The organism is Micromonospora sp. WMMA1976 (assembly GCF_027497335.1).
GTDB lineage: Bacteria > Actinomycetota > Actinomycetes > Mycobacteriales > Micromonosporaceae > Micromonospora > Micromonospora aurantiaca.
In genome coordinates this window covers 1157202-1179443 of sequence record NZ_CP114912.1, presented here as the reverse complement: position 1 = coordinate 1179443, position 22242 = coordinate 1157202, and the positions used below count along the sequence as shown (strand labels likewise).

Sequence of the window (22242 nt, the reverse complement as noted above, 5' to 3'; positions counted from 1 at the left end):
GCCTAACAATACGTACGTACGGTTTTCAGTCCGGTTTTCGCGACGTCTTGTCGGCGATGCATTGCCGATATATCGTTGATGCATCAGTGATGCGACTACAGAAGGAGAACACCGATGGGCTTCCATCGACGCATGCACGCCATGCACGACGAGATGCGCCGCCACGGCGGCTTCGGCTTCCCGCCCGTACCCCCGGGTCCGCCGCCCTTCTCCCCCGGACCGCACGGTCGCGGGCGAGGGCGCGGCGGCCGGGGACGCGGACGGCGGCCGAACGTCCGCGGCGCCGTGCTGGCCCTGCTCACCGAGCGGCCGATGCACGGCTACGAGATGATCCAGGAGATCGACTCCCGCACCGGCGGGGCCTGGCGGCCCAGCCCCGGCTCGATCTACCCGACACTGCAACTGCTGGAGGACGAGGGCGTCATCGCCACGGCCGCCGACTCCGAGGGCGGGCGCAAGCGGTTCGCGCTGACCGAGGCGGGGCAGGCCGAGGCGGCCGACGCGGCGCAGACCCCGCCCTGGGCGGAGTTCGCCGAGCAGACAGTCAACAGCTGGCACGACATCCGCGACGCCGGAGCGCAGGCCATGCAGGCGCTGCGGCAGGTCATGACCACCGGCACCGACGACCAGCGCGCCCGGGCCGCCCAGGTGCTCGACGAGACCCGGCGCAAGCTCTACGCCATCCTCGCCGAGTCCGAGTGAGCACCGCCGCCGCGACGGCACGCCGGCCGGACGACGACCGGCGTGCCGTCAGGCGCGGCGAGCGGTGACGAGCAGGTACTCCCAGCGCATCACGCCGCCGTCCAGGTGCCGGGCCGCCAGGTCGGTCAGCGCGCGGTCGAGCCCCGCCGTACGCTCCGGATCGCCCGCGTTCGCCCGGTAGACCGCCACTGTGGGCCCGTAGTGGGTGGCGAAGAAGTCCCGGAACTGTTCCGGCGTGGCGAACCGGTTCACCACCACGTCGTCGCGCCCCAGCCGGAGCGCGTCGACACGGTCGCCGAACAACTCCCGGACATGGTCCTCGTCGCCCCAGAGCGGGGGCGGCTGCGCGCCCGGCGGCGGTGGCGGCGCGAACGGCCGCATGGCCGCGAACAACTGGCCCACGAAGCCCTCCGGGGTCCAGTTGACCAGGCCGATCGTCCCGCCCGGCCGGCACACCCGCAGCACCTCGTCGGCGGCGGCCCGGTGCCGGGGCGCGAACATCACACCCACACAGGACAGCACCGCGTCGAACGCGCCGTCCGCGTACGGCAGCGCCTCCGCGTCCGCCTCCTCCCAGGTCAGCGCCAAGCCCTCCCGCTCAGCCTCCGCCCGCCCGATCGCCAGCAACTCCGGGGTGAGGTCGCCCGCCACCACCTCCGCACCGGCCCGGGCCGCCGGCAGAGCCGCGTTGCCGGTCCCGGCCGCCACGTCCAGCACCCGCATGCCCGGCGCCACCCCGGCGGCCCGGACCAGCGTCGCCCCCAGCTCCGGGATCACCTGCGCGGCCACGGCGGCGTAGTCGCCCATCGCCCACATCGCGCGGTGCCGGGCCTTCACCGCGGCGTCCTGTTCCCGTTCCTCGATCATCTGTCGCTCCTCACAGTCGTCCCTGCACAGGACGCTAGGCAGCGGACGACCCGGCCCCCAGTACGAGATCTGTACCGCTCCCGACAGGCCGCTGGCCGGGCCGCCGGGCCGGGCGTAGCGTGCCCGACATGGGGGCCTCCTACCACCAGTTCTGCCCCGTGGCGAAGGCCATGGAACTGCTCGACGAGCGGTGGACGCTGCTCGTGGTCCGGGAGTTGGTCAGCGGCTCGGAACGCTTCAACGAGCTGCGCCGGGGCCTGCCCCGGATGTCACCCACGCTGCTGTCCCGCCGGCTGCACCAGCTCGTCCGCGCCGGGGTGGTGGAGCGGCGGGTCGACGGCGTCGACGTGCGCTACGTCCCGACCGCCGCCGGGCGCGAGCTGCGGCCCGTGCTGGAGGCACTCGGTGCCTGGGGCGTGCGCTGGATCGGCGAACTGGGCGACGCCGACCTGGACCCGAAGCTGCTGCTGTGGGACATGCACCGGCACGTCGACCACGACGCGGTCCCGCCGGGGCGTACCGTCGTGCGGTTCCGCTTCCGGGACGTGCCCACGGCGCAGCGCGACTGGTGGATGGTGATCGCCGGGGGCGAAGCCGACGTCTGCGACATCGACCCGGGGCACGCCGTGACGGTGACCGTCACGGCGGACCTGCGCGCCCTGGTCCAGGTCTGGATGGGCGACCTGGAGTGGGCCGTGGCGCTGCGCGGCGGCGCGGTGGAGGTGACCGGGCCGGAGGCGCTGCGGCGCGCCGCGCCCGGCTGGTTCACCCTCTCCCCCTTCGCCGCCGTGCCCCGGCCCTGAGACGCCGCGTGCGACCGCCCCCTGCCGGGGACGGCCGCACGACAACGCGGAAGTGGATCAGTGCACGGTGACGGTGGCACCGCCCGGCACCAGGTCGCGCAGCTCCTCGGGGATCTCGGCGCCCATCTCGTCGGCGATCCGCAGCGCCTCCTCGATCAGCGTTTCCACGATCTGCGCCTCCGGCACGGTCTTGACGACCTTGCCCTTGACGAAGATCTGGCCCTTGCCGTTGCCCGAGGCCACACCCAGGTCGGCCTCGCGGGCCTCACCCGGACCGTTCACCACGCAACCCATGACCGCGACGCGCAGCGGCACCGGCAGGCCCTCCAGCCCGGCGGTGACCTCCTCGGCCAGCTTGTAGACGTCGACCTGCGCCCGGCCGCAGGACGGGCAGGAGACGATCTCCAGGCCACGCTCGCGCAGGCCCAGCGACTCCAGGATCGCGTTGCCGACCTTGATCTCCTCGACCGGCGGGGCGGACAGCGAGACCCGGATGGTGTCGCCGATCCCCTCGGCCAGCAGCGCGCCGAACGCCACCGCCGACTTGATCGTCCCCTGGAACGCCGGGCCCGCCTCGGTGACGCCGAGGTGCAGCGGGTAGTCGCACTTCTCGGCCAGCAGCCGGTAGGCGCGGATCATCACCACCGGGTCGTTGTGCTTCACCGAGATCTTGATGTCCCGGAAGCCGTGCTCCTCGAACAGCGAGCACTCCCACAGCGCCGACTCCACCAGCGCCTCGGCGGTGGCCTTGCCGTACTTGGCCAGCAGGCGCTTGTCCAGCGAGCCCGCGTTCACGCCGATCCGGATCGGCACGCCCGCGTCGCCGGCGGCCCGCGCGATCTCCTTGACCTTGTCGTCGAACTGCCGGATGTTGCCCGGGTTCACCCGCACCGCGGCACAGCCGGCGTCGATCGCCGCGAAGACGTACTTCGGCTGGAAGTGGATGTCGGCGATCACCGGGATCTGCGACTTCTTGGCGATCGCCGGCAGCGCCTCCACGTCGTCCTGCGACGGCACGGCGACCCGGACGATCTGGCAGCCGGACGCGGTCAGCTCGGCGATCTGCTGAAGCGTGGCGTTGACGTCGGCGGTGAGGGTGGTGGTCATGGACTGCACCGAGACCGGCGCGCCACCACCGACCGGCACCGAACCGACCATGATCTGGCGGCTGGCCCGGCGCGGGGCCAGCGGCGGCGGCGGTACGGGGGGCATACCGAGACTGACAGCGGTCACTTCAGGCACTCACCTTGAGAAGAGCGTGATGGGGTTGATGACATCGGCGGTGACCGTCAGCAGCGTGAACGCGCCACCGATCAGGATCACCGCGTACGTGAACGGCATGAGTTTGAGGTAGTCGACGCGCCCCGGATCGGCACGGCCGATGCGCGCGTAGAGCCAGGACCGCGCCCGTTCGAACCAGGCGATGGCGATGTGGCCGCCGTCCAGCGGGAGCAGCGGCAGCAGGTTGAACACGCCGATGAAGAAGTTCAGCGACACGAACAGCATGAAGAACACCAGCCAGGCGTTGTTCTCCACGGCCTCGCCGCCGAGCCGGCTGGCGCCGACCACGCTGATCGGGGTGTCCACGTCGCGCTCGCCGCCGGTGATCGCGTTCCACAACGCCGGCACCTTCTGCGGGATGCGCTGCATGGCGTGCGCGGTCTGCACGGCCATCGTGCCGGTGAAGTCGGCGGTGGCGCCGAACGCGGCGACCGGGCCGTACTCGACCCGGGTCGGGGTGGTGGGCGAGAGCGCCACGCCGAGCGCGGAGACCGCCGAGGCGGCGCCCTTCGGGTCGTCCAGCGGCGGACGCTGCACCGAGGCCAGGTCGACCCGCGCCTCGTCCGGCTTGCCGTCGCGCACGAAGGCGACGGTGGCCGTGCCGGGCGGAGTGGCCCGGACCACGTCGAGCATGTCGCCCCAGGTCGAGACCGGCTTGCCGTTCACCGCGGTGATCCGGTCGCCGTCCTTGAGCTGGGCCTTCTCGGCCGGGCTGGCCGGGTCGCCGGACTCGCAGGCGCGGGCCGCGTTCTCCACCACCACGCACGGCGCGATGGCGATCACCGCCGGCTCGGCCCGGAAGCCGGCCTCGGTGCTGGGGAACTTCGGATTCGGCAGCCCCACCGACACCGCGATGATCCAGAGCGCGATCAGGGCCAGGGCGAAGTGGGTGATCGAGCCCGCGGACATCACGATCGTCCGCTTCCACACCGGGTAGCGCCACATGGCGCGCTTCTCGTCCCCCGGCTCGACGTCGTCGTCCTGCGGCGTCATTCCGACGATCTTGCAGAAGCCGCCGAGCGGGATGCCCTTGACGCCGTACTCGGTCTCGCCCCGCTTGAACGACCACAGGGTCGGGCCGAAGCCGACGAAGTAGCGGGTGACCTTCATCCCGAACGCCTTGGCGGTCAGCATGTGCCCCGCCTCGTGCAGGCTCACCGAGATGAGGATCGCCAGGGCGAACAGCACCACCCCGAGCAGATAGCTCATCGAGCTCCTTCCACCGACCCGACGATGATCTCCTGGGCGTGCGCCCGTGCCCACGACTCGGCGGCGAGCACGTCCTCGACGGTACCTGGTTCGTCGAAATCGGGTGCGTCCTCCAGCACCCGCTGGAGGGTGTCGACGATGCCGAGGAACGGCAGCCGGCCCGCGACGAACGCGGCCACGCACTCCTCGTTCGCCGCGTTGTAGATCGCCGGGCGGCAGCGCCCGGCCTCGCCCGCCGCCTTGGCCAGCGCGACAGCCGGGAACGCCGCGTCGTCGAGCGGGAAGAACTCCCAGGTGTGGGCAGTGGTCCAGTCGACAGCCGCGGCGGCGCCGGGCACGCGGTCCGGCCAGCCGATACCGAGCGCGATGGGCAGCCTCATGTCCGGCGGGCTGGCCTGGGCCAGGGTGGAGCCGTCGGTGAACTCGACCATCGAGTGGATCACCGACTGCGGGTGGACCATCACCTCGATGTCGGCGTACGGCACGTCGAACAACTCGTGCGCCTCGATCACCTCCAGCGCCTTGTTGACCATCGTGGCGGAGTTGATCGTGACGACCGGGCCCATGTTCCAGGTCGGGTGCGCCAGCGCCTGCTCCGGCGTCACGGCGGTCAGCTCGTCACGCCGCCGCCCCCGGAACGGGCCGCCGCTGGCGGTGACCACCAGCCGCCGTACCTCGCCCCGGACGCCGCCGCGCAGGCACTGCGCCAGCGCCGAGTGCTCGGAGTCCACCGGGACGATCTGCCCCGGTCGCGAGACGGCGGCCTTGACCAGCGGGCCGCCGGCGACGAGGGACTCCTTGTTGGCCAGGGCGAGGGTACGACCGGCGTGCAGCGCGGCCAGCGTCGGCGGCAGGCCCAGCGAGCCGACAACGCCGTTGAGCACCACGTCACACGGCCACTGCGCCAGCTCGGTCATCGCGTCCGGCCCGGCCACGATCTTCGGCAGCTTGAAGTCGCCGGTGGCCCAGCCGCGCCGGCTCGCCTCGGCGTAGAACGCGAGCTGAAGATCCTGCGCGGCGGACGCGCGGGCCACACCGACCGCCTCCACGCCCAGCTCCAGCGCCTGCGCGGCGAGCAACTCCACGTTGCCGCCACCCGCGCCGAGGGCCACCACCCGGAAGCGGTCCGGGTTGCGCTTGACGATGTCGATGGCCTGGGTGCCGATCGAGCCGGTCGAGCCGAGCAGCACGAGATCTCGGGGAGTGGTCACCGGACCATTGTTCCCCAGCGCCTCACCCCGGTTCGTCCCGGAGTGCCCGGCGACATGATCGACTCCACTTCGCCGAGGTGGCGGCATCCCAGGCGCCGCGATGCCACCACTTCGGCGAACTGGTGTCGATCACGCCTGCGGCGCCTCCTCGTCGAGCAGGTCGGCCGGGTCGACGCTGAACTCGAACGGCTGCCGCATCACGAACGTCGTACCGGCGGCCGCGGCCGCAAGCGGCCGGTACTCGCCGTCGACCAGTTCGTAGAGGGCAAGCGCCGGCACCCGGTTACGCAGGTCGACCCGGAGGAAGTACGGCACACCGGCGGTCGCGTACTCCCGCGGCCTGTCGATCACGCCTGACGGCGCGATCTCCCCCACCAGCAGCGCGTCCTCGATTGTGACGGCGCGGAGACCACCGGCCGGGTGTCGCAGCACCGCCAGATCGGGAATGAACAGGTCGTCAGCGGAGACCAGGTTGACGGACCGGCAGCCCCACCGGCCGGCGGCCCGCGCCGCCCTCCCGATCAGGTACGCGAGATGGAGATGCGCCGTACGCCGGTCGACGCCGCTGCCCGGCGTGACGATCACACAGCCGCGCAGCACCTCGATCCTCGGGCCGTTGTTCTCCGGCAGCAGGTCGAGTGCCGCCGCGGCCGTCCAGGGCTGGTCAAGGCACCCCAGAAGATCCAACGACCTACCGGACGAGTCGCGGTCAGGCCGGTCCCGATGCCGCGAGGCGTCGAGGTCGGCAAGGAGAACCTCCAGTTCCTCGTCCGACCCGATCAGGTCCGGACGAGCCAGATCGTCGAGGCTGGTGACCGGCTCGGCACCTTGGCGGCGTGCGAGTTCGCCGGCCGGGACGGCAGCCGTGCCGGGCAGGACGGGACTCCGCTCCGCGTCACTCGACGTGCCTCCGCTCACCGAAGACACCCTTTCTCCTCGACCAGGCCGAGCCGGATGCTCGGAGTCGAGCTTCACCCGTTCTCGTGCCGTCGCTCGCACAGATGGTGCGTCCCGGTGGCGAACCGACGCGCTCAGACGAGCAAGGTCCGGTCGTGGAGGAAGGCGAGAACGTCCTGTCTCTGCTGCGGCGTGAGTTCTGCCAAGGGCACGATCAGCGCTCGCCCTCCCGACAGTCGCACCAGCAACTGGCCGTGGACCTGTTCGACGGCGGACACGGCGGACCACCACACCAGCGTGTGGCCCTCCGGGCTCTCGCACCGCAACCCCTCGTCCGAGAGGTTCCAGCGGGCCGCAACGGAGCCCCACTGCCAGGCCGCCCCCACCGCACGGTGCAGCATCACGGCCGGGGCGAGGAACCAGCAGAGCACGGCCCCACCCGCCAGCGCAGCGGCGACGAGGCGGGGCTCCACGACGAGCGTGAAGACCGACAGCAGCGCCAGCGTGCCGCCCACCCATCGATAGGGCAGGACCACGCCCCGCAGGAGCCGGCGCCACGCCACGGTGAACGGCCCCCGCTCGGGCGCGGCCTCGAACTCGATCAGCACGACGTACGGTAAACCGCGCCCACGCCCGGCGATCTCCGCCGAACGGTCAGGCGGGGCTGTCGCTGCGGGATGAGGCTACGGGGACGCGATCGTCCCGTCGGGCGCGGTGAGGTGCTCCAGGTGCTCCAACGGCAGGTGCGAGGGCTGCCACTCCAGGAACAGCGCGGTGGCGTCGTCGTCGAGCTGGTCCTGCTGGTAGGCGAGGACGGCGCGCACCAGCCGGCGCATCGTCTCCGGGCTGGGCAGCCGCTCGTTGAGGGCACGCTCGACGAAGTCGACGAGCCGGTCCAGCCCGAACCGTTCCCCGTCGTCGCCCCGGGCGTCGGTGATGCCGTCGGTGTAGGCGAGGATGCGGTCACCCGGGTGCAGCGCCTCCTCGTGCGCCCGCGGGCGCCGCGTCGACAGGTTGCCCAGCCCGAGCGGCAGCGCGGTCGGTCCGGGCAGTGCCCGGACGGCCTTGCCGTCCCGCAGCAGCATGGCGCCGGGGTGGCCGGCGTTGATGGTCCGCAGCACGCCGGTCCGCCGGTCGAGTTCGGCGAGCAGCGCGGTCGCGAACAGGCCGGGGTGTTCGGAGCGGACCCACCTGTCGATGCTGATCGCCGTGTCGACCAGGTCGAGACCGGTACGCCGGGCGTTGCGGTACGCGCTGACCACGAGCGAGGCCATCGCGCTCGCCTTGATCCCGTGCCCACAGGTGTCGAAGAGCCCGACGCTGAGCACGTCACCGTTGAGCGCGTAGTCGAAGATGTCCCCGCCGACGTCGTAACACGGTTCGAGGATGGCGGTGATCACCAGCTCGTCCGTTGCGAAGGTCAGCGGCGGCAGCAGCCCCCACACGGTCTCGGCGGCGACCTGCATCGGCAGGCGGCGGCGGATCCGTTCCACGACGTCGCCGTAGAGCCGGCGGTTCACCAGGACCTGAGCGACGGCGACCGCAACCTCCCAGGCCGGCCGGTCCAGCGCCGGGTCGCCGGCGCGCGACGACACGATCTCCAGTGCCCCCAGCCGTTCGCAGCCGAGCAGCAGGGGCACCCAGAGCCGGTCCGGGCGGTCGGGAGCGCGCTGCACCTGGAGGCCGGTGAACGCCCGGCCGGCCAGCGTCGTCTCGATCGTGAGTTCGTCCCGAGGCGCGCCCGCGCCGACCAGGGGCACGAGCGAGGACTGCGTGTAGTCGGCCAGGTAGATCACGATGTCGGTGGCCCCGATGGCGGGCGCGACCCGGTTCACCAGGAGCGACAGGTCGTCCGGACCGCCCCGGGCGGCGTGGAGGTGCAGCCAGCGCGCTGCGTCGCCACCGTCGACCATCCGTGCCTCCCCCGTGTCCCCACCACCGTAGGAGGCCGAGGGCGAACTGCCAACGGCACGGCTCAGGCCGGACGTTCCAGGACGAACGTTTCAACCTCGGCACCGCCGTACCAGTCGGTGCGCACGCCCACGTGCGTCATGCCGAGGCGCCGGGCCACCGCCATCGACGGGTCGTTCCCGGCCATCACCACCGCGTACACCCTCGGGGTGCCGGTGGCGAACTCGCGTTCCAGCACCGAGCGGGCCGCCTCGGTGGCGTAGCCGTTGCCCTGGGCGTCGGGGTGCAGGTGCCAGCCGACCTCGATGTCGTCGGTCAGCGTGACGCCGTCGCGTCCCGGCAGCGGCTTGAGCAGGATGCTCCCCGCCACCGGTCCGCCGTCGCGCGGCTCGATCGCCCACAGGCCCCAGCGACCGTCGTACGGCGCCCAGCGCTCGTGCCACATCCGGACCCGCTCGCGCGCCTCGGACGGGTCGGTCATCCGCCCCTTGCCGCCGCCCAGCCAGCGCATCACCTCGTCCCGTGAGTAGATGTCGTAGATGCGGGCCAGGTCGTCCGGCGACTCGGTCCAGTCGCGGAGCACCAGCCGGTCGGTCGTGGCGATCGTCATGCCGCCGGATCGTAATGCGTGGCGCGGTGGCATACGGGGAACGAGAGGGCGATGGGCGACGGGTGGGAGCGGACCAAGCGGATCACGGCTGCGGCGTTCCGGCCGGTCCGCGGCCGGGACCTGTCGCTGCACGCCGCCGCGATCACCTTCTACGGCGCGATCGCCGTGGTGCCGGTGGCGCTGCTGGCGATCTGGCTGACCGGGCTGCTCGCCGGGGCGGACCGGGTGCGGCGGCTGACCGGGTACGCGATCGACACGCTACCCACCGAGATCGGCGCCCACCGGGCGGCGGCCGCGCTCGTCGAGGCCGGGCTGGGGCTGACCCCGCTGCTGGCGCTGGCGTCGCTGCTGCCTGCCTCGCTCTACGGGGAAGGACTGCGCCGCGCGTTCGTCTCGGTGGCCGAGCCGCGCGCCGAGTCCGGTGCGCTGGTCGGCTGGCGGGGGCGTCTGCTACTGCTCCCGCTGCTGGCGCCGGCCCCGGTGCTGCTGCTGTCGATCCTGCTCGGGCTGCCGATGACCACCCGGCTGGTACGCCAGGGCGGCTGGATCGGCGCGCTCGGCGTGGTGCTGTCGTTCCTGGCGGTGTGGCTGGTGCTCACGCCGGTGTTGATCTGGGTGTTCCGGGTGGTCGGCCCGGCCTCCCCGGACTGGCTCGTCACAGTGGGCCTGGGCTCGTTCACCGCGGCGAACCTGTCCGGCTTCCTGCACGGGTTCGTGCTGTTCTGCTCGCTGCCGCTGGACCTGGGCGTGCCGTTCGGCGGGTTCGACGAGATCGGCGGCGGCGTGGCGGTGCTGCTGTGGCTCTATCTGTTCCACGTGATCGTGCTGTCCGGCTACTCGGCGACGCTGGCGGCGAGCCGGTGGCGGGCCGCCCGGGTGGCGGCCCGCGCCTGACGGCTGCAGGTCAGCGCCGGAACGGGCCGCGCACCTCGTACGTGATGCCGCCGGTCCCGGCCCGGGCGCCGCTGGTGCCGCGCTGCGAGGAGAAGTAGAGCCGGCTGCCGTCCGGCGAGAACGCCGGCCCGGTGATCTCCGACTCGGACTGCCCGAGCAGCCGCAGGAACGGGGTCACCACACCGGCGGGCGTGATCACGTTGATCTCCATGTTGCCGCCGTCCTCGGCCACGTAGAGGTCACCGCCGGCGGTGCCGGTGATGTTGTCGACGCCGGTGAGCGGCGCGGCTCCGGCCGGCACCAGCGAGTCGTCGTACGCGAGGTCGAGCCGCTGGTTCACCGCGTCGTACGCCCACACGCGGTTGTCCCCCTTGGTGGTGAACCAGCAGGTGTCGTCGGCGTACCAGCAGCCCTCGCCGCCGTCGAACGTCTGCGCCGCGGCGACCTGGTAGCGGTTGGGCACCGGGAACCCGTCGCGGTCCGGCAGGTCCCGCCAGGTGACCGGCCCGGTCACCTGGCCGTCCGGGGCGCACAGCACCTGCACCTTGCCGGTGCGCAGGTCGCCCCACGTGTCCGGGACGAACCGGTAGAAGCAGCCGTCCCCCTCGTCCTCGGTCAGGTAGACCACCCGCCGCACCGGGTCGCAGGCCGCCGCCTCGTGCTTGAACCGGCCCATCCGGGTCCGCTCCTCGCCGGCCCGGCCGCCCTCGGGCCAGGTCTCGAAGACCCGGCCCAGCGGCACCTCCTCGCAGGACAGCCACGTCCCCCACGGGGTCGGCCCGCCCGCGCAGTTGACGTTCGTGCCGCCGAGGATCCGGTACGCGGCGGCGATCGCGCCGTCGGCGGCGAACCGCACCGCCGAGGCGCCGCCGACGAGCGGCACCTCCGAGTTGGAGACGTAGATCCAGCCGTCGCCGGACGGGAAGCAGGCGCCGCCGTCGGGCGCGGGGTGCCAGGTGTACGAGGTGCCGGCGACCCGCTGCCCGGACCGCGCGATCACCCGGCTGGTGAACCCGGCCGGCAACTGGAGGGCGTTGGCGTCGGCGGCCAGCAGGTCGCCGTACGGGCCGGGACCGGGCTGGGCGGGCTGGGCCGGGGCGGCAGCGGCGGCCCAGAGACCACCGGCGAAAGCGGCGGCGCCACCGACGGCTGTGGCACGCAGGACGGTACGACGATCCATCGGGGATTACCTCCCGGAGGCGGTGGGTGTCCCGTCGACGGTAGGACGGAAATGCATCGACAACTGCCACTATAGGGTGAACGCCCGGTGACGGCCGTCCGGCGTCAGAGCCCCTCGACGTACCGCTTCGCGTCGGCGAGCGACATGTGCGTGTGCTCCCGCACCACCTTGATCGCCTGGATCTTCTTCCCCTGGTACAGCAGCCGCGCGGCCTCGGCCCGCACCGAATCGTCGACGCCCCTTCCGGGGGCCGGAGGGCCGGGCGACCAGGTTCCACCGGTCGCCAGCGCGTCCACCGCCCGCTTCGCGTCCAGCAGCGACAGCCCGGTCTGCTCGCGCAGCACCTTGACCGCCTCGACCGTACGCCCCGCGCGGGCCAGCCGGAGCACCTCGGCCTGCCCGTCGCCGGCCGGGCGATCAGGGGCGACCAGGTCCCGGGGACGGTCGCGCCGCAGCACGAGCAGGAGGAGGAGCACCACCACGACGAGCGCCACCGCGAGCGCGATCTGGACAGCCGGGGACATGCCGGGAACGGTAGCGCCCCAGGGCGAACCCTCCCGCAACAGCTCGCCCGCCGCTACGCTCCGCGGCATGAGCGAACGCACCGAGCGAAGCGAGGGCCGTGAGCGCATGCCCAGCCGGCACGCCATGAGCGACGCGAGTGAGCTGTCGTCCCGCGCCGACGTCGTGGTGGTCGGCGCCGGGCACAACGGCCTGGTCTCGGCGATCCTGCTGGCCCGCGCCGGCCTGGACGTGCTGGTGCTGGAGGCATCAGGCGTGATCGGCGGGGCGACCCGCACCGAGAACCCGTTCCCGAAGGTGCCGGGGCTGCGTCACTCCACCGGGTCGTACCTGCTCGGGCTGATGCCGCCGGAGCTGCTGGCCACGCTCGACGTGACCATCCCGGTGCTACGCCGCGACCCGCACTACTTCCTGCCCACGCCGGGCGGGCTCGGTTCGCCGTACCTGCTGGCCGGCAGCGACGTGGCGGCGAGCCGGCGGCAGCTCGCGGAGATGTTCTCCCCCGCCGACGTCGCCGCCGACGACGCGCTGCACGCCGAGCTGGCCCAACTGCGGGAGGATCTCGCCCCGGCGTGGCTGGCCGAGCCGCTGCCGGTCGAGGAGACCGCCGAGCGTTACGTGCGGCCCGCGCTGCGGCAGGTCTTCGTCGACCTGGTCCGCGGCTCGGTCGCCGACCACCTGGCCCGCTTCGACTTCCGCTCCGAGCTGCTGGTCAGCATGTACGCGGTCACCGACGGCCTGTCCGGGCTGAACGCCGGACCGGACGACCCCGGCACCGGGCACAACTTCCTGGTGCACAACATGTGCCGGCTACCCGGCGCGGACGGCACCTGGATGATCACCCGGGGCGGCATGGGTACGGTGTCCCGCACGTTCGCCGAGGCCGCCGTGCGCGCCGGGGCGCGGATCGTGGCCGACGCGCCGGTCACAGCGATCCGGCTGGCCGGAGGCGCCGCCGCCGGGGTGACGCTCGCCGACGGGCGGGAGGTGGACGCCCCTGTGGTGCTCGGCGCCTGTGACCCGTACCGGCTGATGGAGCTGCTGCCCGACGGCGCGCTCCCGGCGGAGCTGGGCGCGCGGATGGCGGCGGTCCGCCGCCCCGGCACCACGCTCAAGCTCAACCTGGCGCTGACCGGGCTGCCGCGCTTCTCCTGCCTGCCGACCGACGCGCCGAGCCCGTTCGGGTCGACGATCCACCTGCTGCCCGGCTCGGCCTCGCTCGTCGGCGACGGCGGCGAGTCGCCGATGGCGGCGCTGCGCGGCATGTGGGCGGACGTGCGGGCCGGGCGGCTGCCGGAGGAGCCGACGATCGAGTGGTACCTGCACACCACTGTCGACCCATCACTGTCCGACGAGGCGGGCCACCACTCGTCGGCGCTGTTCGTGCAGTCGGTCCCCTACGAGCTGGCCGGCACCACCTGGGAGGCGGCGCTGCCCGGCTACGTGGAGCGGCTGCTCGCGATCTGCGAGCGGTACGCCCCGGGCGCCGGTGACCTGGTCGCGGACGCGGTGCCGCTGCCGCCGCCCGGCATCGAGGCGCACTTCGGCATCACCGGCGGGCACATCCACCACGTCGACAACACTGTGTCGTTCACCGACCGGATGCCGTACGCGACGGGGGTGGACGGGGTGTACGCGGGCAGCGCCGGCTGCCATCCGGCGGGCAGCGTGATCGGCGCCGCCGGGCACAACGCCGCCCGCCGCATCCTCGCCGACCTGGGCTGAGTCCTCACGGCGTGTCGGGTGCCTCCTGACCGGCGGGCGGGAGGTCGCCCGGCCCGCGCACCAGGTAGACGCCGACCAGCAGCAGGTACGCCAGCAGGCTCAGCACCGGGTCGACGAACACGATCGCGAACGCGACCAGGTAGAGCAGCGGACCGAGGCGGAACCGGCGGGCCACCGCCCGCGCCAGCCTCGGGTCCAGGCCCGGTTGCAGCAGCCCGCGGCGGCGCGCCCACCACCAGCTCAGGTTGAAGAACAGCGCCTCACCGAGCACCACGCCCGCGTACAGCGCGGCGGTCAGCCGCTGGTCGCCGACGGTGCCGCGCAGGTTGTCCGCGAGCAGGTCGGCGGTGAACGGGATCGCCGCCACGAACATCAGCAGCAGCAGGTTCAGCACCAGCAGCATCTGGTCGACCCGGCGGACGTACCGCCACATGTTGTGGTGGGTCAGCCAGACCTGGCCGACGATGGCGAAGGTGATCACGTACGCCAGGTAGGCGCGCCACTCGTGCAGCAGCGCGGCCGGCAGACCGTCGTCCTGCGGCGTGTCCGGGTCGAACGACAGCAGCTCGACGGCCATCAGGGTGAGCACGATGGCGATGACAGCGTCGCTGAACGCCTCCACCCGGGAGGCGTCGCGCGCCATCTCGTTGCCACGCCCGAACCGGTACGCCGGTTCCCTGTCCGCACCCGTCACGCCGCCCCCTCCCGACCGATGGTCGCGTGCCGAGGGCGGCGGACGGGGCGGAACTCGTCAGACGGCCGCTTCCCCGGCCGGCGCCGGGGTCTCCGCGTCGGCGCGGTGCGCGCGGATCTTGTGCCCGACACTGGTCAGGCAGCGCCCGCTGGCCAGGTCGAACTTCCAGCCGTGCAGCTGGCAGGTGAGCTGGTCGCCGTCGACGATGCCGAACCGGCTCAGGTCCGCCTTCAGGTGCGGGCAGCGCCGCTGCACCACCCAGCCGTCGAGCGTGATGTCCTCGGCGTCGACCGCCCGCTCGTGCTCGTCGTACCAGCCCTCGGCGTACTGGAGGCGTTCCTCGGACAGGCACTTGAAGAAGGCGTAGACGAACTCGTTGTACTGGCCGATGCGGGCCGCGGAGAAACGGCAGGACAGGAAGAGGGAGTTGACCCAGTCCACCTCGCCGATGTGCAGCAGGTGCTCGATCAGCGCCCGCTCGGTCCGGAACCGGTAGCGGACCTTCTCGTCCGCGTACGGCCGGACCTCCTTGCCCGGGAAGTCCACCACGATGGATTCGACCTCGGCGCCGTCGTAGCCGACCAGGTCGAAGCGGACCGGCCCGCCGACGCCCTTGGCCAGGTAGATCGACTCGTCCAGCAGCGGCTCGATCCGGCGCTTCATCTCACCCAGCACGTCCACCTCGGGGTGCCGCCAGGACGCCTTCTCCGCCTCGATGACGCCGCGCTTGCGCTCCCGCATCTCCTCCAGGTGGGCGACCTTGTTCGCGAAGAACTCCTCCACCGGCACCGGGTGCGTGGTGGTCGCGCCCTCGGTGGTGACCTCCGAGACGCTGCCCGGCAGCAGCACGATGCCGTTGGTGCCGCCGACCTTGGCATACTCGGCCAGGAACACCGACTGGTCGGGGAAGATGTTGCCCTCGTCGCCGAAGATGTCGTTGAACTGCCACAGCTCGTCGTCGAGGAAGCACGGCGGGCCGGCGATCGGGAAGACGTGGTCGGCCTTCAGGTCGTCGATGTAGCGCCAGGTGCGGTCGAACTGCCGGTCCCGCTTCTGCTTGCCGAACGCGGTCTTCGCCGCCTGCGGCAGCTCGTAGACCATCGGGTACCAGATCGCGCCGGAGAACTGGAGCATGTGCGCGTGCACGTGGCCCAGCTCGGCGAACACGCTCAGGTCGGTCGGGCGGGCGTCGTTCTGGTTGAGCAGCCGCACGCCGTCGTACTCGACCCAGAGCGACGAGTCGCCGATCGGGCCGTCGGTCGGGCTGGTCAGCGCCTGAATCATGATCTTCAGGCCGCCTGGTAGCTCCACGACCTGCTCGTTCGGGGCCTTGAGGAACTTGGTGAAGCCCAGTTCCCGGAACTCGTCCTCCATCTCCGAGGTGGGGAACTCGGGCAGCAGGACGGTGGCGTCCTTCGACACGAAGTCACGCAGGTGCTTCGCGTCGAAGTGGTCCCGGTGCAGGTGCGACACGTACAGGTAGTCGACCTGGCCGAGGGTCGCCCAGTCGAGCAGGGAGTTGTCCGGGAAGGGGAACCACGAGGCGAAGTAGGCGGGGTTGACCCACGGGTCGCACAGGATGCTGCCCGCGGCCGTGTCGATCCGCATGCTGGCATGCCCCGTACCGGTCACTCGCACCGCAGTCCTCCTCAAAAAGGCATCAAGGTGTACGTCAAGACGCTACCGGAGGCAGTGTGCTCGCCGTCCCGCGACGCCGGTAGTGGCCATCCGCCCCCACCGGTACGGGACCAACGACCCGGGCCGCGCCGCCCGCCCGCTGTCGCCCGCCCGGGTCATCCCCGGCACAGGAGGTCGGACCCTGCGCCGGGCCCGGTTGGGGCCGTGCCAGACTGATCGGAGATCCGATCGCGAGGGAAGGACCGACAGTGGCAGGAGACGAGCCGGTAACCGCGCCAGATCAGCACAAGCCCGGACACCGCAAGTCCGGACGGATCGGTGCGGTGCTGTCGGCGGTGGCTTTGGTACTGATGGCGCTCTGCGGGATCGAGGAGGGCCGGGTGGAGCACATCTGGCTGTTCGGAATCGCCGGACTGCTGATCGCCATCGTCATCGGCGACGCCGTGCTGCGCCGCAACGGTCTGCGGTCCTGACGCGCGGCGCCCACGGTAGTGCGCGAAGGGCCCGCCCCCCCGGTGAGGGGGCGGGCCCTTCGTCGTCTCGCGGCCGGGGTCAGCGGCCGAGCAGGATGTCCTGCACGTCCTTGAGCGCGGCGTCGACCTCGGCCTCGAAGTAGCCACCGGGCACCAGCCCGAACCGCAGCGTGTCGAGTTCCTTCGGGTTCACCGGCATCGGGTTGCGCCCCTGCATGCCGCCCAGCAGCGTCTCGAAGAATCGGTCGACCTGGTCCGGGTCGTAGCCGCTGCCGAACCGGCGGACCTGGAAGCTGCGCCGGATCTGGTCGACCCGGTGCAGGTCACTGCCGGGCGGACCGGCCATCGGCGGTCCCACCATCGGCGGCCCGGCGACCGGCGGACCCACGAGCGGCGGGCCGGTCATCGAGGGGCCCGGGCCGTAGCCCTGGTCCGGCGGACCGTAACCCGGGTCGGGCGGCCCGTAGCCGGGCTCCGGTGCGCCGTAGCCCTGCTGCGGCAGCGCCGGCGGGCCGCCGGGGCCACGACCACGCAGTTCGCGCTCGGGCATGCGGATCTCGGCGGTCATGTCGGCACGCGCGCGCCGACCGGCCTCGAACCCGTCGAACCGCTCCTCCTGGCCGTACCCGCCGGGACCGCTGTCCGGGGGACCGTAGCCACCCGGGCCGCTGTCCGGCGGACCGTACCCACCGGGGCCGCTGTCGGGCGGGCCGTAGCCGCCGGGGCCGTTGTCCGGCGGACCGTAGCCACCCGGGCCGGGCGGCAGGCCGCGCGGCGGCGGGCCGCCGTGCCCCATCGGCGCACCCGGACCCATCGGGCCGGGACCACCCGGGCCGCGGGGGCCGTCGTAGCCGCCGCGCGGGCCGTCGTAGCCACCGGCGAACGCGCCGGTCGGCTCGTCGTAGCGGTTGCCGTAGCGGTCGGCCGGCGGGCCGGGCGCAGCGGGCATCTGCCGGGGCGGCATCGGCGGCTGCGGCACCGGCGACATGCCCCGGTCGTCGCGCATCGGCGGGCCGAGCCGGTCGGCCATCCGGGGATCGCCACCGCGCCCGGCCGGTGCGCCACCGCGCTCCTCCAGCTCGGCGAGCTGCCGCTCGACCCGGTCGAGGTGCAGGTCGACCTGCCACTCGTCGTAGCCGTTGAACCGGACCCGGAAGACGACGTCGTGGACCTCCTGGGAGGCCACGGGCGCGCCGATCGGCTGGCCGTCGAGTGTCGCCTCGACCCGGTCCAGGAAGGCGTCGACCTCGTCGACCTTGTAGCCCCGGCGGAGCGCCTTACGCCGGAAACGCTGACCCTGACTCGCCACTATGTCTCCTGGTCTCGTACCGCTACGCCGTTGCCGCGCGTGAGTCGCCGTCCGTGTCCCCGGCGGCGGCGAGCTGCCCACAGGCCCCGTCGATCTCGCGTCCCCGGGTGTCGCGCACCGTGGTCGACACCCCGGCGTCGCGCAACCGCCGGACGAACTCCCGCTCGACCGGCTTCGGGCTGGCGTCCCAGCGGCTGCCCGGAGTCGGGTTGAGCGGGATCAGGTTCACGTGGGCCAGCTTGCCGGCCAGTAGCCGCCCGAGCAGATCGGCTCTCCACGGCTGATCGTTCACGTCCTTGATCATCGCGTATTCGATGGACACGCGACGCCCCGTCGTGGCCGCGTAGTCCCACGCCGCGTCCAGCACCTCGGACACCTTCCAGCGCTGGTTGACCGGGACGAGTTCGTCGCGCAGCTCATCATCGGGGGCGTGCAGCGACAGCGCAAGGGTCACCGAGAGGTCTTCGCTGGCCAGTCGGCGGATCGCCGGCACCAGACCGACGGTCGAGACGGTGATGTGCCGCTGCGACAGGCCCAGTCCCTCCGGCGCCGGGGCGACCAGCCGGCGGATCGCCGCCACCACCCGCGAGTAGTTCGCGAGCGGCTCGCCCATGCCCATGAACACCACGTGCGACAGCCGCGGCGGCGACCCGGACACGGCGCCGGAGGCGGCCACCCCGGCCAGGTAGACCGCCTGGTCGACGATCTCGGCGGTGGACAGGTTACGGGTCAGCCCGGCCTGGCCGGTGGCGCAGAACGGGCAGGCCATGCCGCAGCCGGCCTGGCTGGAGATGCAGACGGTCACCCGGTCCGGGTAGCCCATCAGCACGCTCTCCACCAGCGAGCCGTCGTGCAGCCGCCAGAGCGCCTTGCGGGTCGCGCCGTCGTCGCAGGCCAGCTCGCGGACCGGGGTGAGCAGCGTGGGCAGCAGCTCACCCGCCAGCCGCTCCCGGGTCGCGGCCGGCAGGTCGGTCATCCGCTCCGCGTCGCGCACCAGGCGGCCGAAGTAGTGGTTGGAGACCTGCTTGGCGCGGAACGCGGGCTCACCCAGCTCGGTGACGAGCGCCTGCCGGCCCGGCAGGTCCAGGTCGGCGAGGTGGCGGGGAGGCATCGCGGGCCGGCGGCCGCGGGCGTCGGGGTCTACGGAGATCAGCGGAAGACTCGTCATGGCGCGTCCAGTCTGACACGCTCCCGCCCGGACGCACCCGTCCGTACGTGTCGAATCGCCCCCGGCCACCCGGCCCGCAGCGGGTCGCCGCCGTGACGCATGCCTCAGTTCACCACCGGAACGAAGACGGCGAGCAGCAGGTACGCCACCGGCACGGCGAACAGGATCGAGTCGAGCCGGTCCATCAGGCCGCCGTGCCCGGGCAGCAGGTTGCTCATGTCCTTGACGCCCAGATCCCGCTTGATCATCGACTCGGCGAGGTCACCGAGCACCGCCGAGACCGAGATCGCCATCCCGAACAGCGCACCCCACCAGGGGGCCACGTCGAACAACGCCCACAGCAGCGCCGCGCTGCCCGCCGCCGCGGCGGTCACCGAGCCGGCGAAGCCTTCCCAGGACTTCTTCGGGCTGATCGTGGGCGCCATCGGGTGCTTGCCGAACGACACGCCCGCGGCGTACCCGCCGGTGTCGGAGAGCACCACCGCCGCCAGCGTCACCAGCACCCGCAGGTGCCCGTCACCGGGCGCCGCCGCGAGCATCGCCGCGAACCCGGCGAGGAACGGCACGTACACCGCGATCAAGGTGGCCGCGGTCAGGTCGCGCTGGTAGTTGCCGGGCCCGTCGCCCAGCCGCCAGATCATCGTGCCCAGCACCGTGACCAGCAGGCCGAGGCAGAGCGCGTCGGGGCCCGCGTACCAGGCCAGGCCCACGGTGATCACGCCACCGGCGACCAGCGGCGCCAGCGGCGGGTGGGCGCCGCTGCGGCGTACCGCGCGGGCCATCTCCCAGATGCCGATCCCCACAGCGGTCGCGAGCACGGCGAGGAACGCCGGCATGAAGAAGAACAGCGGCACCACGACCGCCGCGCCGAGGGCCACCCCGACGCCGATCGCGGCCGGCAGGTTGCGCCCCGCCCGGGACGTCTTCGGCGCGGTGGTCGGCGGGCGCTCGGCGCTCGCCCGCCGGCGCCCCGGCCCGCGGCGGCCGGCCGGCGGCTCCGAGACGGGCTCGTCGCGTACCGCCGGGATCTGCTCGGTGGGCTCGGCACGCACCGGCGCGATCTGCGCGGTCGGGTACTCGTCGTCGCGGGCGGGCTCACCCCACGGCCCGTCGTGGTCCGGCCCGGCGGGCCGCCCGCTGTCGCCGGCCGGCGGTCCGTCGTACCGGCCCGGGCCGTCGTGGTGCCGCGAGGTCGTCGGGTACGGCCCGGCGTACGTGTCCGGAGCGGCATAGGTGTCCGGACCGGCGTACGTGTCCGGGCCTGCTCCGGGACGGGCGTAGGTGTCCGGCTCGGCGGGGTGGGTGTGCGCGGCCGGGCCGGGTCGCCAGGGGCCGGGTTCCAGGTCGGTGTCCGGCCAGGGCAGGGCCGGGGCGGCCGGGCGGTCCCAGCCACGCGACTCGGTGTTGCCGTAGGGGTCGGGGTGGGACATCACGCACCGGCAGCCGGTACGAGAGCCACCACATGACGCAAGACCAAGACCATCCCCTACCGGCGTGAGACTTCCTGTTTACCGACCGACGGCCGGGCGACTCCCGCCGTTCACCCCGTGGTGGTCGGGAATCGTGCCGAGCCTACTGCACCCGCCCCGGCCCCGAGGGTGTGCGCCGCCGGGCACGACGACGGCACCGGGCCGCCGCCCGGGCGGGCGACGGCGGCGCGGTGCCGTGCGAGGTACGCGGGTGCTCAGACTTCGAGCAGCTCGCTCTCCTTGTGCTTGACCAACTCGTCGACGCCGGCGACGAAGCGCTGGGTCAGGTCGTCCAGCTCCTTCTCCGCGCGCCGGCCCTCGTCCTCGCCGACCTCGCCGTCCTTGACCAGGCGGTCCAGCTCCTCCTTGGCCTTGCGGCGGATGTTGCGGACGGCGACCTTGGCCTCCTCGCCCTTCTGCCGGGCGACCTTGATCATGTCGCGGCGCCGCTCCTCGGTCATCTGCGGCAGGACGATGCGGAGCTGGTTGCCCTCGTTGTTCGGGTTGGCCCCGAGGTCCGAGTCGCGGATCGCCTTCTCCATGGCGCCCAGCTGCGAGTTGTCGTACGGCTTGATGATGACCATGCGCGGCTCGGGCACCGCGATGGACGCCATCTGCGGCAGCGGGGTCGGGCTGCCGTAGTAGTCGATGACGATCCGGGAGAACATGGCGGCGTTGGCGCGTCCGGTACGGATGCCGCCGAACTCCTCCTTGGCGTGCTCGATGGCACGCTCCATCTTCTCCTCCGCCTCGAGGAGGGTGTCGTCGATCACCGGTCTCCTCGCCTCCTTCTGTCGCTCGTCGTGTGTGGTGCGGGTGCTGCCGTGGCAGAGGGACCGCTGCCGGTCCGGCGGGCCGGTCAGGCGGTGATCAGGGTGCCGATCTTCTCGCCCCCGACGGCCCGGACGATGGTGTCGTCGCCCTGGGCGCCGAAGACCAGCATCGGCAGGCCGTTCTCCATGCAGAGGCTGAACGCGGCGGCGTCGGCCACCCGCAGGTTACGGCGCAGCACCTCGGAGAAGGTGATCGAGTCGAGCTTGCTCGCGGTCGGGTCGATCCGGGGGTCGGCGGTGTAGACCGCGTCCACGCCGTTCTTGCTCATCAGCACCACGTCCGCACGGATCTCCAGCGCCCGCTGGGCGGCGACCGTGTCGGTGGAGAAGTACGGCATGCCGGCGCCGGCGCCGAAGATGACCACACGGCCCTTCTCCAGGTGGCGGATCGCGCGCAGCGGGATGTACGGCTCGGCGACCTGGGCCATCGTGATGGCGCTCTGCACCCGGGTCTCGATGCCCTCCTTCTCCAGGAAGTCCTGGAGGGCCAGGCAGTTCATGACCGTGCCCAGCATGCCCATGTAGTCGGCGCGGGCCCGGTCCATACCGCGCTTCTGCAGCTCGGCGCCGCGGAAGAAGTTGCCGCCGCCGACCACCACCGACACCTGCACGCCGCGGCGTACCACGGTGGCGATCTGGCGGGCGATGCCCTGCACCACGTCGGGGTCGACGCCGATCGCGCCGCCGCCGAAGACCTCACCGGAGAGCTTCAGCACCACCCGGCGGGACCGACCGGGCGGAGGGGCGGTCGGGTCCTCCGCCGCCAGGCTCCGGTCACTCACAACCTGCGTCATCCGCCCCGCCCCTTCTCCCCGCGCATCGCGCGAGCGTCGCGTACGTGCCCCT

The 22242-nt window shown here is 72.6% G+C and carries 22 protein-coding genes; 5 read left to right on the top strand and 17 right to left on the bottom strand.

Annotated elements, in window-relative coordinates; translation table 11 throughout:
• Window positions 1-114: 114 nt before the first annotated feature.
• A complete protein-coding gene (locus tag O7546_RS05645; RefSeq protein ID WP_194799753.1) occupies window positions 115-702 on the top strand; it encodes a helix-turn-helix transcriptional regulator in 588 nt (195 codons plus the stop codon).
• 48 nt (window positions 703-750) lie between these two features.
• On the opposite strand, the gene O7546_RS05640 is transcribed toward O7546_RS05645, so the two are convergent.
• Window positions 751-1569: a class I SAM-dependent methyltransferase gene (locus tag O7546_RS05640; RefSeq protein WP_194799752.1), complete on the bottom strand. Its 819-nt coding sequence runs from the start codon at window positions 1567-1569 to the stop codon at window positions 751-753.
• A 128-nt stretch (window positions 1570-1697) separates the two neighbouring features.
• On the opposite strand from O7546_RS05640, the gene O7546_RS05635 reads away from it, so the two are divergent.
• On the top strand, window positions 1698-2372 hold the full coding sequence (locus O7546_RS05635; protein ID WP_281600573.1) for a helix-turn-helix domain-containing protein: 675 nt from the start codon (window positions 1698-1700) through the stop codon (window positions 2370-2372).
• Between the two features lie 57 nt (window positions 2373-2429).
• Here O7546_RS05635 and ispG read toward each other — a convergent pair whose 3' ends face one another.
• From ispG to O7546_RS05600, 7 genes are all read right to left on the bottom strand, one after another.
• The gene (gene ispG, locus O7546_RS05630; RefSeq protein WP_013474403.1) at window positions 2430-3605 is read right to left on the bottom strand and encodes a flavodoxin-dependent (E)-4-hydroxy-3-methylbut-2-enyl-diphosphate synthase; all 1176 of its coding nucleotides are present in this window, start codon (window positions 3603-3605) and stop codon (window positions 2430-2432) included.
• Window positions 3606-3614: 9 nt separating this feature from the next.
• Window positions 3615-4862 carry a site-2 protease family protein gene (locus tag O7546_RS05625; RefSeq protein WP_194799749.1) on the bottom strand — a complete coding sequence of 416 codons (1248 nt, stop codon included), beginning with the start codon at window positions 4860-4862 and terminating at the stop codon, window positions 3615-3617.
• Window positions 4859-6073 (bottom strand): 1-deoxy-D-xylulose-5-phosphate reductoisomerase, encoded by a 1215-nt coding sequence (gene dxr, locus O7546_RS05620; RefSeq protein ID WP_269696296.1) that lies wholly within the window; start codon window positions 6071-6073, stop codon window positions 4859-4861. Before dxr ends, O7546_RS05625 begins: the two co-directional genes overlap by 4 nt.
• 129 nt (window positions 6074-6202) lie before the next feature.
• Window positions 6203-6991: a Uma2 family endonuclease gene (locus tag O7546_RS05615; RefSeq protein WP_194799747.1), complete on the bottom strand. Its 789-nt coding sequence runs from the start codon at window positions 6989-6991 to the stop codon at window positions 6203-6205.
• Window positions 6992-7104: 113 nt separating this feature from the next.
• Complete coding sequence (locus tag O7546_RS05610; RefSeq protein ID WP_194799746.1) at window positions 7105-7578, bottom strand: YcxB family protein; 474 nt, start codon at window positions 7576-7578, stop codon at window positions 7105-7107.
• 75 nt (window positions 7579-7653) lie between these two features.
• Window positions 7654-8883: a PP2C family protein-serine/threonine phosphatase gene (locus O7546_RS05605; RefSeq protein ID WP_194799745.1), complete on the bottom strand. Its 1230-nt coding sequence runs from the start codon at window positions 8881-8883 to the stop codon at window positions 7654-7656.
• A gap of 62 nt (window positions 8884-8945) precedes the next feature.
• Window positions 8946-9491, bottom strand: a complete 546-nt coding sequence (locus tag O7546_RS05600) for a GNAT family N-acetyltransferase (protein ID WP_281600572.1) — start codon at window positions 9489-9491, stop codon at window positions 8946-8948.
• Between the two features lie 51 nt (window positions 9492-9542).
• Here O7546_RS05600 and O7546_RS05595 point away from each other — a divergent pair, with 51 nt between their 5' ends.
• Window positions 9543-10385 carry a YhjD/YihY/BrkB family envelope integrity protein gene (locus tag O7546_RS05595; RefSeq protein ID WP_194799743.1) on the top strand — a complete coding sequence of 281 codons (843 nt, stop codon included), beginning with the start codon at window positions 9543-9545 and terminating at the stop codon, window positions 10383-10385.
• A gap of 10 nt (window positions 10386-10395) precedes the next feature.
• Here the strand turns inward: O7546_RS05595 and O7546_RS05590 are convergent, their stop codons facing one another.
• Together O7546_RS05590 and O7546_RS05585 are read right to left on the bottom strand one after the other, a co-directional pair.
• A complete protein-coding gene (locus O7546_RS05590) occupies window positions 10396-11565 on the bottom strand; it encodes an alkaline phosphatase PhoX (RefSeq protein ID WP_281600571.1) in 1170 nt (389 codons plus the stop codon).
• A 104-nt stretch (window positions 11566-11669) separates the two neighbouring features.
• Window positions 11670-12089, bottom strand: coding sequence for a ribosomal protein L7/L12 (locus O7546_RS05585; protein ID WP_194799741.1), 420 nt, complete (start codon window positions 12087-12089; stop codon window positions 11670-11672).
• 124 nt (window positions 12090-12213) lie between these two features.
• Here O7546_RS05585 and O7546_RS05580 point away from each other — a divergent pair, with 124 nt between their 5' ends.
• On the top strand, window positions 12214-13812 hold the full coding sequence (locus O7546_RS05580) for an NAD(P)/FAD-dependent oxidoreductase (protein WP_194799838.1): 1599 nt from the start codon (window positions 12214-12216) through the stop codon (window positions 13810-13812).
• Window positions 13813-13816: 4 nt separating this feature from the next.
• Here the strand turns inward: O7546_RS05580 and O7546_RS05575 are convergent, their stop codons facing one another.
• Window positions 13817-14455, bottom strand: a complete 639-nt coding sequence (locus tag O7546_RS05575; RefSeq protein WP_194799837.1) for a TMEM175 family protein — start codon at window positions 14453-14455, stop codon at window positions 13817-13819.
• Between the two features lie 108 nt (window positions 14456-14563).
• Complete coding sequence (locus O7546_RS05570; RefSeq protein ID WP_194799740.1) at window positions 14564-16144, bottom strand: Rieske 2Fe-2S domain-containing protein; 1581 nt, start codon at window positions 16142-16144, stop codon at window positions 14564-14566.
• A 248-nt stretch (window positions 16145-16392) separates the two neighbouring features.
• On the opposite strand from O7546_RS05570, the gene O7546_RS05565 reads away from it, so the two are divergent.
• Window positions 16393-16617, top strand: coding sequence for a hypothetical protein (locus tag O7546_RS05565; RefSeq protein ID WP_013284612.1), 225 nt, complete (start codon window positions 16393-16395; stop codon window positions 16615-16617).
• Between the two features lie 79 nt (window positions 16618-16696).
• Here the strand turns inward: O7546_RS05565 and O7546_RS05560 are convergent, their stop codons facing one another.
• From O7546_RS05560 to pyrH, 5 genes are all read right to left on the bottom strand, one after another.
• Window positions 16697-17926: a DivIVA domain-containing protein gene (locus tag O7546_RS05560; RefSeq protein WP_281600570.1), complete on the bottom strand. Its 1230-nt coding sequence runs from the start codon at window positions 17924-17926 to the stop codon at window positions 16697-16699.
• A gap of 22 nt (window positions 17927-17948) precedes the next feature.
• On the bottom strand, window positions 17949-19094 hold the full coding sequence (rlmN, locus tag O7546_RS05555) for a 23S rRNA (adenine(2503)-C(2))-methyltransferase RlmN (RefSeq protein WP_135243775.1): 1146 nt from the start codon (window positions 19092-19094) through the stop codon (window positions 17949-17951).
• 104 nt (window positions 19095-19198) lie between these two features.
• Window positions 19199-20524 carry a phosphatidate cytidylyltransferase gene (locus O7546_RS05550; RefSeq protein WP_194799738.1) on the bottom strand — a complete coding sequence of 442 codons (1326 nt, stop codon included), beginning with the start codon at window positions 20522-20524 and terminating at the stop codon, window positions 19199-19201.
• 254 nt (window positions 20525-20778) lie between these two features.
• On the bottom strand, window positions 20779-21336 hold the full coding sequence (gene frr / locus O7546_RS05545) for a ribosome recycling factor (RefSeq protein WP_013284608.1): 558 nt from the start codon (window positions 21334-21336) through the stop codon (window positions 20779-20781).
• 86 nt (window positions 21337-21422) lie between these two features.
• Window positions 21423-22190, bottom strand: coding sequence for a UMP kinase (pyrH, locus tag O7546_RS05540; RefSeq protein WP_013284607.1), 768 nt, complete (start codon window positions 22188-22190; stop codon window positions 21423-21425).
• Window positions 22191-22242: the final 52 nt, after the last annotated feature.